Here is a 15,454-nt window from a genome sequence, read left to right on the forward strand (position 1 = left end):
AGAGATGAGTATTTTAAATGTACAGCATCTGTCCCATGGGTTTGGTGACAGAGCCATCTTTCAGGACGTTTCGTTCCGTCTTCTGAAAGGTGAGCATATTGGGCTGGTAGGTGCCAACGGAGAGGGAAAATCTACCTTTATGAATATTATCACAGATAAACTTATGCCGGATGAGGGGAAGATTGAATGGGCTAAGAATGTACGGGTAGGGTATCTGGATCAGCATACAGCACTTGAAAAGGGCATGACCGTCAGAGATGTTCTGAAGTCGGCGTTTTCCTATTTGTTTGAAATGGAAGAACAGATGAATCAAATCTGTGACCGCATGGGAGAGGCCTCCCAGGAAGAACTGGAGGCTATGATGGAGGAACTGGGAACCATTCAGGACACTCTTACGATGCACGATTTTTATATAATTGATTCCAAAGTAGAAGAAATTGCCAGAGCCCTTGGACTGGAAGACATTGGCCTGGATCGGGATGTGATGGAACTAAGCGGCGGACAGCGGACAAAAGTGCTGCTTGGAAAGCTGCTTCTGGAAAAGCCGGATATCCTGCTTTTGGACGAACCTACCAACTATCTGGATGAGGTTCATATCAACTGGCTGAAGCGGTATCTGCAGGACTATGAGAATGCATTTATCCTAATATCCCATGACATTCCCTTCCTCAACAGTGTGGTTAACCTTATTTATCATATGGATAATCAGGAGCTGAACCGCTATGTGGGCGATTATGATAAGTTCCTGGAAGTCTATGAAGTAAAAAAAGCACAGAGGGAGGCCGCATATCACAGGCAGCAGCAGGAGATCCACGAATTGAAAGATTTTGTGGCCAGAAATAAGGCAAGAGTTGCCACCAGAAATATGGCAATGTCCAGGCAGAAAAAGCTGGACAAGATGGATGTGATTGAGCTTGCCAGGGAAAAGCCCAAGCCGGAGTTTTACTTCCGGACAGCCAGAACCCCCAGCCGTTTTGTGATCGAGACAGAGGAACTGGTGATCGGGTATGAGGAACCACTGTCCGCGCCTCTGAATCTTGCTGTGGAGAGAGGGCAGAAGATAGCTATGACCGGGGCAAACGGAATTGGCAAAACAACCCTTTTGAAAAGTATTCTGGGTTTGATTCCCCCTCTGTCCGGTCGTGTTCATCTGGGGGATTATCTGGAAATTGGGTATTTTGAACAAGAGATGCCCAGGGATAACCCCAATACCTGTATTCAGGAGATATGGAATGAATTTCCTTCCTACACGCAGTATGAGGTACGGGCGGCACTTGCAAAGTGTGGGCTGACTACAAAACATATCGAAAGTCTGGTGAGGGTGCTCAGCGGGGGAGAGCAGGCGAAAGTCCGTCTCTGCAAGCTACTAAACAGGGAAACCAATATCCTGCTTTTAGATGAGCCTACCAATCATCTGGATAAAGATGCAAAAGAAGAATTAAAGCGTGCACTGAAGGAATACAAGGGAAGTATTCTAATGGTCTGCCATGAACCTGAATTTTATCAGGGGCTGGTGACTGATGTATGGGACTGCGCCGAATGGACTACCAAGATATTATAGTGGATTCTTGAAAAGAAATCTTATGGTATCAGAGGAATATGACGCACAAAATGTTTGCTAAAATGCATAAATGGACAATGGAAAATGTAAAATGGACAAAAGTCCGTGTGGGGAAAAGTCTCCAAAAGAGCTGTGGCCGGAAAGGCAAATAGTGCTAATATGCATAAAAATGGGATTGATGAGTCGAAATCAGAGGAATTTCAACTTTTTTTTCGCTGAAAAATTGCAGGTTTCTAATTAAAAACTTGCAAATATTCCCAGTCCGATATATAATACAATATGGACGAAATTAAGTAGTGAAATGTATTATAATCTAGGAGGAAAAGTCATGTCATACGTTGATGAGGTAATTGAAGCCGTTGTTCAGAAGAATCCCGCAGAACCTGAGTTTCATCAGGCCGTAAAAGAAGTGCTGGAATCTTTAAGAGTTGTAGTAGAAGCGAACGAAGAAAAATTCCGTAAAGACGCATTGTTAGAGCGTCTTGTTGAGCCGGAAAGACAGTTTAAATTCCGTGTTCCCTGGGTTGATGATAAAGGACAGGTTCAGGTTAATACCGGATACAGAGTACAATTTAACAGTGCAATCGGACCCTACAAGGGAGGTCTTCGCCTGCACCCATCCGTAAATCTTGGAATTATCAAGTTCCTGGGATTTGAACAGATTTTCAAGAACTCATTGACAGGACTTCCCATCGGGGGAGGTAAAGGAGGATCTGACTTTGATCCCAAAGGCAAATCAGACAGAGAAGTTATGGCTTTCTGTCAGAGCTTTATGACAGAGCTGTGCAAATACATCGGAGCGGATACTGACGTTCCTGCCGGTGATATCGGTACCGGAGCCAGAGAAATCGGCTATATGTTTGGACAGTATAAGAGAATCCGCGGTGTATATGAAGGTGTTCTTACAGGAAAGGGCTTATCCTACGGCGGTTCCCTGGCCAGAACAGAGGCTACCGGATATGGGCTGCTGTATCTCACAAAGGAGATCCTGAAGCTTAACGGAAAAGACATAAAGGGCATGACTGCTGCTGTATCCGGTTCCGGTAATGTGGCAATCTATGCGATTCAGAAGGCACACCAGTTAGGAGCAAAGGTAGTTACGTGCAGTGACTCTACAGGCTGGATCTATGATCCGGAAGGAATCGATGTTGCTCTGCTGAAAGACATTAAGGAAGTAAGACGTGCAAGACTGACAGAATACAAAAAAGCAAAGCCAGGCGCAGAATACCACGAGGGCAAAGGGGTATGGAGCGTTAAGGTTGACCTGGCGCTTCCCTGTGCGACACAGAATGAATTACATCTGGAGGATGCAAAGCAGTTAGTAGAGAATGGCTGCATTATGGTGGCGGAAGGCGCTAATATGCCTACGACAATGGAAGCTACGGAATATTTGCAGGAAAAGGGCGTAATCTTTGCTCCGGGCAAGGCGGCCAACGCAGGGGGGGTTGCAACCTCTGCACTGGAAATGTCTCAGAACAGCGAGCGTCTGAGCTGGAGCTTTGAAGAGGTAGATCAGAAGCTGCAGGGCATTATGGCAAGTATTGCAAACAACATTTCTGATGCGGCCAAGAAGTATGGATTCGAGGGCAATTACGTAGTTGGTGCAAACATAGCCGGCTTTGAAAAGGTAGTGGATGCCATGAATGCACAGGGTATTATATAAATAATCGGAGCAATAGGGTTCTGCGGACAGCAGGACCCTTTTTATTGGGAATATATAAGAACCGGGGGCATATATAATTGACATTCCCGGGGCGATATTGTATTATATTTATAATACAATAACACAGTCAAAAGAGAGGGGACAATATATGCTGGAGGTAATGCATTTAACGAAAAAATACAGAAAGACGCTGGCGGTAGACGATGTCAGCTTCACAGTTCCTGACGGCAGCATCGGTATCCTGCTGGGGCCCAACGGTGCCGGGAAATCTACGATTATTAAAAGCATTGCAGGACTTTTGCGATATGACGGAGAGATCCGGATTCAGAATTTTCCGGGAAGATCCCCTGAGGCAAAGAAAGTATTCGGATATGTTCCGGAGATTCCTGCTATGTTTGATGCCCTTACTGTGGCAGAACATCTGGAATATATCCGCAGGGCTTACCAGTCGGACATCACGGACGAGGAGACAGGGGCTTTATTAGCACGGTTTGAGCTGGAGGATAAGAAGGATAAATTGGGAAATGAGCTGTCCAAGGGAATGATGCAGAAGGTGAGTATCTGCTGTGCCCTTGCGGTAAAGCCCAAGGTAATGCTTTTTGATGAGCCTATGGTAGGTCTGGATCCCAAGGCAATCAAAGAGCTAAAGGACGTGATTCAGGAACTGAGCAGGGATGGCGTAACTATCTTGATCAGCACCCATATGCTGGAGATGGTAAAAGATATATGGGAGGTTATGTTTGTTATGGATAAAGGGAAAATCCTGGCCTCCTATACCCGGGAAGAGGCGGCACACCGTGACATTGATGAACTGTTCTTTACGATTACTGAAGGGGAGAAGGGCATATGCAAGGATTGATCTATCTCTATAAAACTGCAGCGAAGAACCGTATCTTAAAAGCGCTCCGCAGGCCTGTGACCTATGTGTATCTTATAGGGGGCATTGCCTACGTTATTATGATTGCCAGTTTTGTGGTGCAATGGGCCGGCCGTATAGGGGCAGACACTCCGGAAGGTCTTGTAACCGGGCTTTCCCTTCTGGTTCTATTCTTAATGCCCTCAAGTTTTGCCACTTATGCAAAGCGAAAGGGGATCGTATTCAAACCCGGGGACATACACTTTGTATTTACCTCTCCGGCCAGCCCTAAACTGGTCTTATGGTTTACGCAGATAAAGCAATATCTCCTGGGATTTATACTCTACCTGGCGGTTTCGATCGTGGGCATCCTGTTTTTTCACATCGCTCCCTGGAAGATGTTTCTGTATTTTGTTTTTTCTTTTATAATTGAAAATGTACTGGAAGGAAGCCTGGTGATTCTCCTGTATGGAAATGAAAAGTTATCCGAGAGTACACTTCGGTGGCTGGCCCGCTCCCTTTGGTGTATCCTGGGACTCTTGGTTTTGTTCGGCGCTTATCTGTTCTTTACAAAAGAACTTTCATTTCAGCTGATTACCGACTTCTTAGGCCATCCGTTTCTCTTATGCATTCCGGTGATCGGATGGAATCTGGCAGCTATACGACTATTGCTGCTGGGCCCTACGGTGGTAAATGTTATTTGTTCTGCTGCCTATATAGCTGCAGCACTCTTTCTGCTGGTTTGCGCCAGGAGAATGAAGTGTACCGGAGAGTATTATGAAGATGCGGTAAAATTCTCCGATGATTATATGGAAACCGTAAAACGAAAGAAGACAGGGGATGTGGTAGGGCCTGGTCCCAAGGCCAGATACAGGAAGGCCAGCGTAACCTATAAAGGCGGGTATGCCAGTGCCATCTTTTACCGGCAGCTTTTGGAATATAAAAAGAACAAATATTTCATTTTTAACCTATATACTCTAATGGCATTTTTGGGAGGCCTGGGGATTGGCTATTATTGCTATAAGACCGGGAGCTCAGGCAGTATCAAAGGCTATTATGTAATTCCCGGGGTGGGGGCATACCTGACGCTTATTTTCAGCGGGTATGCTACAAAGTGGTCGAAGGAAATGAAGAATCCGTATACGTACCTGATTCCAGATCAGCCTGTGAGAAAACTGTGGTACGCCACAGCAATTGAGCATGTGCGGTCTCTGATAGACGGGTGCCTGCTGGCAGTCCCCGGTGTTATTATTATGGGATTTTCCCCCCTCACAGCAGTGCTTTATATTCTCATCTATGCCTGCCTGCAGGCCAACAAGCTGTATATTAATATTCTGGGGGAGGTACTTCTGGGAGATGTGCTGGGGGCCTTTGGTAAGCAGATGTTTCAGATGCTGTTCCAGGGGATCATTATGTGTATCGGTATTGCTGTCTGTGCCGTAGTCACTGTCCTTACGGGGGTACAGGGCGGCCTTCTCGGTCTTCTGATCTACGTGCTCATTGCTACAGGTGCCATCGCAACAGGGGGCTCCATTGCTTTCCAGAGAATGGAAGTCCTTTGAGCTGGGGCAGTTCGAAATTGTTAAATAATAAACTATAAAAAAGTTCTTGACGGATGAGGGAAAAAATGCTATTTTAAGGTTAGTTATACGACTGACGGAAGTGGAAGTAACCACATGAAGTATAATGATAATGAGCCGACCGTCTGGGCAAAGAGCCCGGATAGTAGGCTCTTTTCTATATCTATGAAACATAGTTAGAGAAAAAGGAGTGCAGATTAAGATGAATGAATTGGAATTAAAGTATGGATGTAACCCCAACCAGAAACCAGCTAAGATTTTTATGAAGGACGGCAGTGACCTGCCCATTAAAATTCTGAACGGCAAGCCTGGGTTTATTAACCTTTTAGATGCTTTTAACAGCTGGCAGCTGGTTAAGGAATTAAAGGAGGCTACAGGTATGGTAGCGGCAGCTTCTTTTAAACATGTCAGTCCCGCCGGCGCAGCCATTGCGGTGCCGCTGGATGAGACTCTGAAAAAAATTTACTTTGTAGAGGGAATAGAGCTTACGGAGATGGCCACTGCTTATATACGTGCCAGAGGTTCCGACAGAATGTCTTCTTACGGGGATTTTGTGGCTCTCTCTGACGAGTGCGACGAACAGACCGCTTCTTTCTTAATGCGTGAAGTTTCAGACGGTGTGATTGCCCCCTCCTATTCAGAAAAGGCACTGGAACTGCTAAAAAACAAGAGAAAAGGAACTTATGTGGTAATTCAGATGGACGAGAATTATGTTCCTGCGCCTCAGGAGACGAAAGATGTATACGGAATTACTTTTGAGCAGGGGAGAAATAATATTCAGGTAACAGAAGAGATGCTTCAAAATCTTCCCACAAAGGTAAAAGAAATGCCGAAGGAAGCAAAAAGGGATCTTTTGATTGCGCTCATCACTTTAAAGTATACCCAGTCCAATTCCGTATGCTATGTAAAGGACGGACAGGCCATCGGAATCGGGGCAGGACAGCAGTCCAGAATCCACTGTACGAGACTTGCAGGCAATAAGGCAGATATCTGGTTCTTAAGGCAGAATCCAAAAGTGTTACATCTTCCCTTTAAAGAAGGAATCAGAAGAGCCGACAGAGACAACGCAATTGATGTATATATCTCCGATGACTATGAGGATGTTCTGGGAGACGGTGTCTGGGAAAATCTTTTCACAGAGAAACCTGAACCCCTTACCAGAGAAGAGAAAAAAGAATGGCTGAAGAAGATGGAAGGGGTCGCTCTTGGCTCAGATGCTTTCTTCCCATTTGGCGATAATATAGAAAGAGCCCACAGAAGCGGTGTAGCATACATCGCCCAGGCAGGCGGGTCTGTAAGAGATGACAATGTTATCGAGACCTGCGATAAATATGGCATTGCAATGGCAATGACTGGAGTACGTTTATTCCATCATTAAATCCACTCTCACATAAATCCACCCCAATGGGCCGGAATGCGTTTCACTCATTCTTTGACGTGTTCCAGCCCCTGGGCCAGGATGGTGTAAACGTGTGCGTCGGCCAGGGAATAGAATACAGTCTTTCCCTCCCGGCGGAACTTCACCAGATGGCTCTGCTTCAGTACCCGAAGCTGGTGGGAAATGGCACTTTGAGTCATGCCAAGCAGATCGGCAATATCACAGACACACATCTCCTGGGTAGACAGGGCGTACAGAATGCGGATTCGGGTAGGGTCCCCAAAGACTTTATACAGATCAGCCAGGCTGTAAAGTATCTCGTCACCTGGAATCTCATCCGGAGAAATATGGGGATGTACGTGGTGGCCTTCACATAATTCAATGTTGTCGTCAAGCTTGTTAGTTTCATTTAGTCTCATAAGTATCTCCTTTGATACGTTTCAATAATTAGAACAGGATTTTCCTTATTACTTAGTGTATAGGAAAATCCTGTTTTTTGCAATTGTGTTATTATTTTTTATATAGAATACGAATAGCATTCAACACACAGAGCATAGCAACACCGGTATCCGCGAATACGGCCATCCACATGTTGGCGTAGCCTGCCAGCCCCAAAATCATGACAAGTATTTTAATCGCAAGGGCAAATACGACATTCTGCATGGCTATGGTTCCCGTAGCCTTGGCAATGGCGATGGACTGGGGAATTGCTTCCATGGAAGAAGTCATAAACACGACGTCGGCAGCCTCGATAGCCGCGTCGGCGCCGCTGCCCATGGCAGCCCCCACATCAGCACCTGCCAGAACCGGAGCGTCGTTGATACCATCTCCAACAAACATGACGCCTCCGTGTCTTTTACGGATTTCCTTGAGCTTTGTCAGTTTATCCTCGGGCAGTAGTTTGGCATGCACCTCATCGATACCGGTAGCTTTTCCTACAGCCTCCGCGCTTCCTATGGAATCTCCGGTAAGCATTGCTGTTGTAATATGGTATTTTTTCAGTGACTGAATCGCATCCTTTGCCTCTTCTTTTATGGTATCTGCAATTACCAGATATCCTGCCAGTTTGCCGTTTAGGGCAATTAACACTTCGGTTCCGTAGTCTTCCTTAAAGTAGCCGGACAGATCTACATGGTATTCTTCCATAAGTTTTCGATTGCCGCATAAGACTTCCCCCTGAGGCAGTACGGCACAGATCCCTTTGCCGGATAATTCTTTTACCGCATCCGGTCGGACCACGGAAAGGTTTCTTTCTGCTGCCGCATTGGTGATGCTTGTGCCTATAGGGTGGGTGGAAGAAAGCTCGCAGCTTGCAGAAAGGGCAAGCAGTTCATCTTCCGTTAAATCCCCAAGGGAAACCGCCTTCTGGAGCACAAAGTTCCCCTTGGTTATGGTCCCTGTTTTATCCATAACTATGGCTTTGATATTTTTCATTGCCTCCAGGGAGACACCGCCTTTGAAGAGAATTCCTCTTTTAGAACCGGCCCCGATTCCGGAGAAAAAAGCCAGGGGAACACTGAGCACCAGAGCACAGGGACAGCTGATAACCAGGAAGGTAATTGCTGTATAAATCCAGTGACTCCAGTTGCCGGTAAAAAGTGAAGGGATCACAGCTGTTCCCAGGGCCAGGCCTACTACCAGCGGGGTGTAAACCCGGGCAAACTTTGTAATGAATCTGTCAATCTTGGGTTTACTTGCGGCCGCATTTTCCACAGAGTCAAGAATACGGGTTACCATGGACTCTTCCAGAGGTTTTTCTACCCGTATCTTCATCTGGCCTGATGTATTCACACATCCGGATATGACTTCAGATCCAGGTCCGGCTTTTACCGGCACAGGTTCCCCGGTAACCGGTGAAGTGTCGATCCTGCTCTCGCCCTCCGCAACGGTGCCATCCAGAGGGATTCTGTCTCCCGGGCGGACCAGGAGTATATCTCCCGGCTGTGCTTCCCCGGCGGGTATCACCTGGATACTGCCGTCTTCCATCTCAAGATTTACGACTTCCGGCCGCATATCCACGGCGTCCATAATTTGATTTCTGCTTCTCTCTACTGCTATGTGCTCAAATAATTCTCCTATGCGGTAAAAGAGCATAACGCCCACAGCTTCTTTATAATCGGCGATGGCAATGGCAGCCAGAGTGGCAAGGCTCATTAAAAAATTCTCATCAAAAATCTGGCCTTTGCTCAGGTTTTTCAGTGCAGTCAGTACGATTCTGCCCCCCAATGCCACATAGGATAACAGGAGAGCAGCCACAGAGGCAGAAGCGTAGGAATTCTGAAGAAGAAGCCCCGCCGCAAAAAGAGCAGCCCCAATGCCTATTTCGATCCCGTCTTTCAGATTTCCGTTTGTCTTTTTTGCAGGCGTCTCCCGACGGGGGGCGGCAGAATCCCGGGGCGTTACAATGACTCCGGACTCAATGGAACTGCAGATATCCTGAATCTGGGACAGCAGCCGGAGAGGGGTCTGTCCTGTGACCTTGAGCTGTTTTGTGGCAAAGGTCAGAGTTGCGGAAGATACTTCAGGCAGCGCACGGATACGCTGTTCCATCTTGGCAGCACAGTTTGCGCAGTCCACATTTTCCACCAAAAAGATTACAGTACTCTCTTCTTTCGATCCTTTGGCTCTCGGTACAACTTTTACTTCAGACTCGATAGATGAACAAATTTCCTGCAGTCTGGGAAGAAGTTCTTCTGACTGGTGGGCAGTTACCCTGAGCTGCTTGGTAGCATAGATAATTGAGGCGTCTTCTACCTCTGGAAGCTCCCGGATTCTGGCCTCCATCTTAGAGGCACAATTTGCACATCCCAGGTTTTCTAAAATATAAATCTGTTTGTCAGGTGCGCTCTGAGAAAGAAAGCAGGTACATTCATCCATGGGCAGTCCGCATACGGTACAAAGCGCATAGGGTTCCGGGGTAAAATGTTCATGTGTGTGCGCCTGATGTTCATGCCCGCAGCCGCATTCCTCATGATTATGCGCCTGATGTTCATGCCCGCAGCCGCATTCCTCATGATTATGCGCCTGATGCTCATGACCGCAGCTGCATTCCGTGTGATTATGCTCCTGGTGTTCATGTCCTGAGCCGCAGTTTAGGGAAGATCCGTTTCGTTTATGTTCATGACTCATAGTGTTACCCTCCATTATAGATATCGTAAAGTAAAATCTTATATATTATTAACATATGAATAAGTGTTCATATGTTAATATAAACACTTTATATGTGTTTTGTCAAGAGTTTTGAAGATAAATTTTCTCAATTTGGGAAGCGGGTAATGATTGACAAATGATTCATAAGGCTTTATGATAGGATTAAAGTTAGTCAAAACTAACAGAAGGCTGATATAGCAATATCAGCTACGAGGCAGCAGTGAAGTGTATTTTTTGAGCATAGGTTAGCTTTGACTAACCAAAAGAAAGGAGTGTAGAAACGATTGGGCCCCATGGATGAATTTGCACAGTTTTTGATTCGTCATTGTTCCCCCACACTTGCAGGAGTAAAAACAGGCAGCTTATTTAATTATCCTACAGATAATATCAAAGAGCCCGAGGCATTCATCAGTCTGTGGAATAAGGAACTGGAGGAGAAGGGAATTCAGCTGAGGATTCTCAGAGAATCCGAGAAAAAAGTTTTGATTTATGTCTACAGAGAGAGGTGCCTGGGGAATATTTTACAGGAAGAGAAAGCAGGGCATATTCTTAAGAAGTATGGGTATGACGGGATGAATACAGAAGAATGTATACAGCACTTAAGCCTCCGCTGCAAGAATTCTTCCTGCTTTCCACATGAGATAGGTCTTTTTTTGGGATACCCCATTCATGATGTGGAAGGTTTTATTGAACACGGAGGAAAAAATTGCCGTATGTGCGGCTGTTGGAAAGTGTACTGTGAAGAGGAGTCAGCCAGAAGAACGTTTGCTTTATACGAAAAATGCAGCCGGATTTACAGCCGGCTTTTTTATCAGGGAAAATCAATTGGGCAGTTAACGGTATGCCTTTAAGAAGGGACTCACTCCTTTCAAGACAAAAGGAAGAGCTGCTCTTAGAAAATAAAATTTGATAGAAAAGGAGAAACGATTATTATGAGTAAAATTGCAATTGTATATTGGAGCGGAACAGGAAATACTGAGGCTATGGCTGGTTTTGTAAAGGCGGGTGCGGCGCAGGCGGGTACGGAACCGGATATATTTACACCGGAGACATTCAGATCCGAACTTGCAGAAGAGTACGAGGCAATTGCTTTCGGATGCCCGGCTATGGGAGATGAAGAACTGGAAGAAACCGAATTTTTGCCCATGTTTGAGGCGGTAGAGGAAAAGCTCAGCGGAAAAAAGATTGCCCTGTTTGGTTCCTATGACTGGGGAACCGGTGAGTGGATGGACAACTGGAAAAGTCAGTGTGAAAAGGACGGAGCAGTACTTGTCTGCAGCTGTGTGATTGCGAACAATGAGCCGGATGAAGAGGCAGAGGCTGCATTAAAGGCTATGGGCGAGGTTTTAGCCAAGATATAAGGGGGAGGGTATATGAGTGTTGTAATTATAGGAGGCCATGACAGGATGGCAACCAGATATAAGAATATTTGCAAAAAATATAATTGCAAGGCAAAGGTGTTTACCCAGATGGCTGGCGACCTGAAAAAGCAGGTGGGAACTCCGGATCTATTTGTTTTGTTTACAAATACCGTTTCCCACAAAATGGTGAAATGTGCAGTAGATGAGGCAAAAAGGAATGACACGGAAATTATAAGATGCCACAGCAGCAGCGGAAGTGCTTTAGAACAGATCTTGGAAGAATACTGTGGCTAGAATAGGGATGAGCATAAAAAAGCGCTGCAAAACCGACTGGAAAGCTGGTTTTGCAGCATCTTTTTCTTTACTTACACAAAACGATTATTTTTCTCGGGGTAGTCTGAGGCGGTATGCTTCTGGTAGTGGCCCGGTAGTACACGATTAAAGTCTGATTGGCTAAACTGCAGGAAAAACGCTGGCCGTTTGATGTGATGACATTAGTAGAAGGGCCTGGGTTTAGCTTCAGGGAATTGTCGCTGGCAGTCAGTGTGCTGTCAAAGAAATTAACCGCAATATTTTCCAGAGGATTGCGCTGCCCGATGATCAGGGCCCGGTACTGGGGCGGATAGATCAGGGGAACCGGTGCATTGCCGTCGTAAAAGGCGGCTACAGACATACCCGGACGCAGACGGATGCTGCCTATTACATAGGTATCGGGATCCAGAATAAGACGGACCACACCCTCTTCTGTCCGCAGGGTAACCAGCTGCTGGCAGCACTGCCCGGATACATTTTCCATATTCTGAATGATTCCATAGACTGGAATATAAGAAATAGCCATACATAACTCTTTTCGTTTTTTATCAGTATATGCAGGGGGCAGGTATTTATTGCAGCCGCTGGACGCCCTTTCGCAAAGCCGGTCCAACTAGTGAGGCCAGGATGATTTTGGCAATGTCACCTGGCAGGTAGGGGATTACTCCCGCGGCAAGGCCTGCTGAAAAAGTCAGATTGGCCTGCATGCAAAGCCAAAGTGTACCAAACAGATAGCAGACAATGGTTCCGGCGGCCATACCGGGCACCGCCCAGGCCAGTTTTCCATAGCCTTTATCCACACAAAAGCCTGCAATGATGGCCAGAAAAATAAAGCCTGCCAGGTATCCTCCGGTGGGTCCTGCCAGTTTTCCAAGTCCTCCGGTAAATCCTGAGAATACCGGAAGACCAACCATTCCTAATAATAGATATACGATATAGCTTACCGTACCCTTTTTCATCCCCAGAACAAAGACAGACAGATAAATAGCCAGATTTGTGAAGGATATAGGGACTGGGCTGAAGGGTAAGGGAATAGACAGAGGACCCAGTATACAGGTAACTGCTGTCATAAGGCCTATGAGTGTTAAGCTTTTCACAGAGAGTGATTTTATTTTTTCCTGGGGCATATGTGATCTCCTTTTTCATTTTCTATGAGCATTATATAAAAGATAATATAGATTGTCAACTATTATATTATTTTGGTTAACAATTTGCGGAGGAAAGGGATACCCTATATTTTTAAAATAGGATATGGTAAAATGAAGAAGACTTTAACGTAAAGGAGGTAGAAGATTTGGCACAATCAATGCTTTATGCCCTTGGAGGAACAGGGTTTACATTTTTAATGACCAGCCTCGGAGCTGCGGTAGTATTCTTTTTCCGGAAGGAGATGAAAGAGGAGTACCAGAGAGTCTTTCTTGGATTTGCAGCAGGGGTAATGATCGCAGCGTCCGTGTGGTCCCTGCTGATTCCGGCCATTGACCAGGCGGAAGAGATGGGGTTGATTGGATGGATACCGGCAGCGGGGGGATTTGCCCTGGGAGGGATATTTCTCTGCCTGATGGATAAGCTTCTCCCACATATTCATGCGAATTCCAATACAAGAGAAGGACTCCCGGCAAAATTAAAACGTACGACTATGCTGGTTTTCGCGGTTACACTTCACAATGCTCCGGAAGGCATGGCAGTGGGTGTTGCTTTTGCCCTTGCAGTGACAGAAGGGGCGGATCCGGCAGCTCTTGCAGCTGCTGTGGCCCTTGCAGTCGGAATCGGCATCCAGAACTTCCCGGAAGGAGCGGCTATCTCACTGCCTCTCAGACAGGAGGGGCTGCCCAGGTGGAAAGCATTTTTGTATGGCAGCATGTCGGGAATTGTGGAACCAATAGCAGGTGTGCTGGCGGCTATGCTGGCAATGAGAGCCCAGGCAGTAATGCCATGGCTTCTGGCATTTGCGGCAGGGGCCATGATCTATGTAGTGACAGAGGAATTGATCCCGGAGGCAAATCTGGATGAACACTCTCATCTGGGAACTTTGGGGGTTATGACCGGATTTCTTTTAATGATGATACTGGATGTGGCACTGGGATAATGAATGCTGTTCATATTTATTTTAGAATTCCTTGTATTGTGCTCCCTTATATTTTAATGCTATAATATAGTAATGCGTTAAGTATACAAAATACTTTAAAAAGTAGAAAGGGGAGAAAGTACTATGGCAGCATTTAATATGAAGGTGACACCACAGCTAGAAGAATTGACACAGATTTGCCTGGATAACAGTAAAATGGACGTTTCTCTATATGGAAAGTACGATGTGAAGCGCGGACTCCGCGACTTGAACGGAAAAGGTGTACTGGCAGGTTTGACACAGATTTCCAATATACAGGCATATAAAGAAGTAGATGGTGAGTCTGTTCCCTGTGAGGGAGAGTTATATTACAGAGGCATTAACATCTACGACTTAACCCGGGGATTTCTTCAGGAGAAGCGGTTTGGTTTTGAGGAAGTAACGTATCTGCTTCTGTTCGGTGTTCTGCCCACAGAAACTCAACTGGAAGAATTTAAAAAGATGCTGGCAGCCCAGCGCTCTCTGCCCAGAAATTTTGTCAGAGATGTAATTATGAAAGCACCAAGCAGGGATATGATGAATACTCTGTCCAGAAGCGTTCTCACTTTATATTCCTACGATAAGAATCCGGAAGATATCTCTCTTCCAAACGTACTTCGTCAATGTATCAATCTCATCAGTGTATTTCCCATGCTTTCCGTATATGGATACCAGGCCCACCAGCATTATAATAAGGATAAAAGCCTTTTCATTCACCATCCCGCAAAGGAACTGTCAACTGCAGAGAACATCCTGTTAATGCTGAGGCCGGATAAAGAGTATACACCTCTGGAAGCAACTATTCTGGATCTTGCCCTGGTTCTCCATATGGAACATGGCGGCGGTAATAACTCTACCTTTACAACCCATGTGGTTTCTTCCTCCGGCACGGATACGTATTCTACCATAGCCGCAGCATTAGGTTCCTTAAAAGGTCCGAAACACGGCGGAGCAAATATTAAGGTAGTCAGCATGTTTGATGATATGAAAAAACATGTGCATGACTGGAAGGACGAGGACGAAGTCAGAAATTATCTGGTAAAACTTCTCCACAGGGAGGCCTTTGACAAACGAGGGCTTATCTATGGTATGGGTCATGCGGTATATTCTATTTCTGATCCGAGAGCTCAGATATTTAAGGGCTTCGTAGAGAAGCTGGCAAAAGAAAAAGGCAGGAATAAGGATTACGGCCTGTATTCTATGGTAGAGCGCCTTGCCCCACAGGTAATTGCTGAGGAACGCCATATATATAAAGGTGTAAGCGCCAATGTAGACTTTTACAGCGGATTTGTCTACAGTATGCTGAATCTTCCGTTGGAGCTCTATACCCCTATGTTTGCCATCGCACGTATTGTAGGATGGAGTGCTCACAGGATGGAGGAGCTGATCAACACAGACAAAATTATACGGCCGGCTTATAAGAGCGTTATGCCGGAACAGGCGTATACCCCGCTGCATGACAGAAAATAATAGGAGACGTATAAAT

Annotated in this window: 14 protein-coding genes and 1 riboswitch; of the genes, 10 read left to right on the forward strand and 4 right to left on the reverse strand. The window is 45.9% G+C overall.

What is annotated here, in order from left to right; genetic code table 11:
• Positions 1-4: 4 nt before the first annotated feature.
• From ACGHCT_RS08210 to ACGHCT_RS08230, 5 genes are all read left to right on the forward strand, one after another.
• Complete coding sequence (locus ACGHCT_RS08210; protein ID WP_390439407.1) at positions 5-1,561, forward strand: ABC-F family ATP-binding cassette domain-containing protein; 1,557 nt, start codon at positions 5-7, stop codon at positions 1,559-1,561.
• A 328-nt stretch (positions 1,562-1,889) separates the two neighbouring features.
• Complete coding sequence (gene gdhA / locus ACGHCT_RS08215; protein WP_390439409.1) at positions 1,890-3,224, forward strand: NADP-specific glutamate dehydrogenase; 1,335 nt, start codon at positions 1,890-1,892, stop codon at positions 3,222-3,224.
• A gap of 148 nt (positions 3,225-3,372) precedes the next feature.
• Positions 3,373-4,083: an ABC transporter ATP-binding protein gene (locus ACGHCT_RS08220; RefSeq protein ID WP_390439411.1), complete on the forward strand. Its 711-nt coding sequence runs from the start codon at positions 3,373-3,375 to the stop codon at positions 4,081-4,083.
• On the forward strand, positions 4,071-5,642 hold the full coding sequence (locus tag ACGHCT_RS08225; protein WP_390439413.1) for a putative ABC exporter domain-containing protein: 1,572 nt from the start codon (positions 4,071-4,073) through the stop codon (positions 5,640-5,642). Before ACGHCT_RS08220 ends, ACGHCT_RS08225 begins: the two co-directional genes overlap by 13 nt.
• A 77-nt stretch (positions 5,643-5,719) precedes the next feature.
• A riboswitch (ZMP/ZTP riboswitch) is annotated at positions 5,720-5,798 on the forward strand.
• 64 nt (positions 5,799-5,862) lie between these two features.
• On the forward strand, positions 5,863-7,038 hold the full coding sequence (locus ACGHCT_RS08230) for a phosphoribosylaminoimidazolecarboxamide formyltransferase (protein WP_390439415.1): 1,176 nt from the start codon (positions 5,863-5,865) through the stop codon (positions 7,036-7,038).
• A gap of 47 nt (positions 7,039-7,085) precedes the next feature.
• On the opposite strand, the gene ACGHCT_RS08235 is transcribed toward ACGHCT_RS08230, so the two are convergent.
• Both ACGHCT_RS08235 and ACGHCT_RS08240 read right to left on the reverse strand, forming a co-directional pair.
• Positions 7,086-7,457: an ArsR/SmtB family transcription factor gene (locus ACGHCT_RS08235; RefSeq protein ID WP_390439417.1), complete on the reverse strand. Its 372-nt coding sequence runs from the start codon at positions 7,455-7,457 to the stop codon at positions 7,086-7,088.
• 91 nt (positions 7,458-7,548) lie between these two features.
• Complete coding sequence (locus tag ACGHCT_RS08240; protein ID WP_390439419.1) at positions 7,549-10,167, reverse strand: heavy metal translocating P-type ATPase; 2,619 nt, start codon at positions 10,165-10,167, stop codon at positions 7,549-7,551.
• A gap of 314 nt (positions 10,168-10,481) precedes the next feature.
• On the opposite strand from ACGHCT_RS08240, the gene ACGHCT_RS08245 reads away from it, so the two are divergent.
• From ACGHCT_RS08245 to ACGHCT_RS08255, 3 genes are all read left to right on the forward strand, one after another.
• Positions 10,482-11,039, forward strand: a complete 558-nt coding sequence (locus tag ACGHCT_RS08245) for a DUF3793 family protein (protein WP_390440152.1) — start codon at positions 10,482-10,484, stop codon at positions 11,037-11,039.
• An 81-nt stretch (positions 11,040-11,120) separates the two neighbouring features.
• Positions 11,121-11,549 carry a flavodoxin gene (locus ACGHCT_RS08250; protein ID WP_390439421.1) on the forward strand — a complete coding sequence of 143 codons (429 nt, stop codon included), beginning with the start codon at positions 11,121-11,123 and terminating at the stop codon, positions 11,547-11,549.
• A 12-nt stretch (positions 11,550-11,561) separates the two neighbouring features.
• Entirely contained in the window at positions 11,562-11,843 is a 282-nt protein-coding gene (locus ACGHCT_RS08255) for a DUF2325 domain-containing protein (RefSeq protein WP_390439423.1), read from the forward strand.
• A gap of 67 nt (positions 11,844-11,910) precedes the next feature.
• Here ACGHCT_RS08255 and ACGHCT_RS08260 read toward each other — a convergent pair whose 3' ends face one another.
• A complete protein-coding gene (locus ACGHCT_RS08260) occupies positions 11,911-12,387 on the reverse strand; it encodes a hypothetical protein (protein ID WP_390439425.1) in 477 nt (158 codons plus the stop codon).
• Positions 12,388-12,433: 46 nt separating this feature from the next.
• Complete coding sequence (locus ACGHCT_RS08265; protein WP_154256339.1) at positions 12,434-12,988, reverse strand: biotin transporter BioY; 555 nt, start codon at positions 12,986-12,988, stop codon at positions 12,434-12,436.
• A 179-nt stretch (positions 12,989-13,167) separates the two neighbouring features.
• On the opposite strand from ACGHCT_RS08265, the gene ACGHCT_RS08270 reads away from it, so the two are divergent.
• Positions 13,168-13,950: a ZIP family metal transporter gene (locus tag ACGHCT_RS08270; protein WP_072848167.1), complete on the forward strand. Its 783-nt coding sequence runs from the start codon at positions 13,168-13,170 to the stop codon at positions 13,948-13,950.
• Between the two features lie 123 nt (positions 13,951-14,073).
• Positions 14,074-15,438 (forward strand): citrate/2-methylcitrate synthase, encoded by a 1,365-nt coding sequence (locus ACGHCT_RS08275; protein ID WP_072848165.1) that lies wholly within the window; start codon positions 14,074-14,076, stop codon positions 15,436-15,438.
• Positions 15,439-15,454 lie beyond the last annotated feature (16 nt).

Origin of the sequence: Lactonifactor longoviformis, assembly GCF_042848515.1 — a bacterium.
Taxonomy (GTDB): domain Bacteria; phylum Bacillota; class Clostridia; order Lachnospirales; family Lachnospiraceae; genus Lactonifactor; species Lactonifactor longoviformis.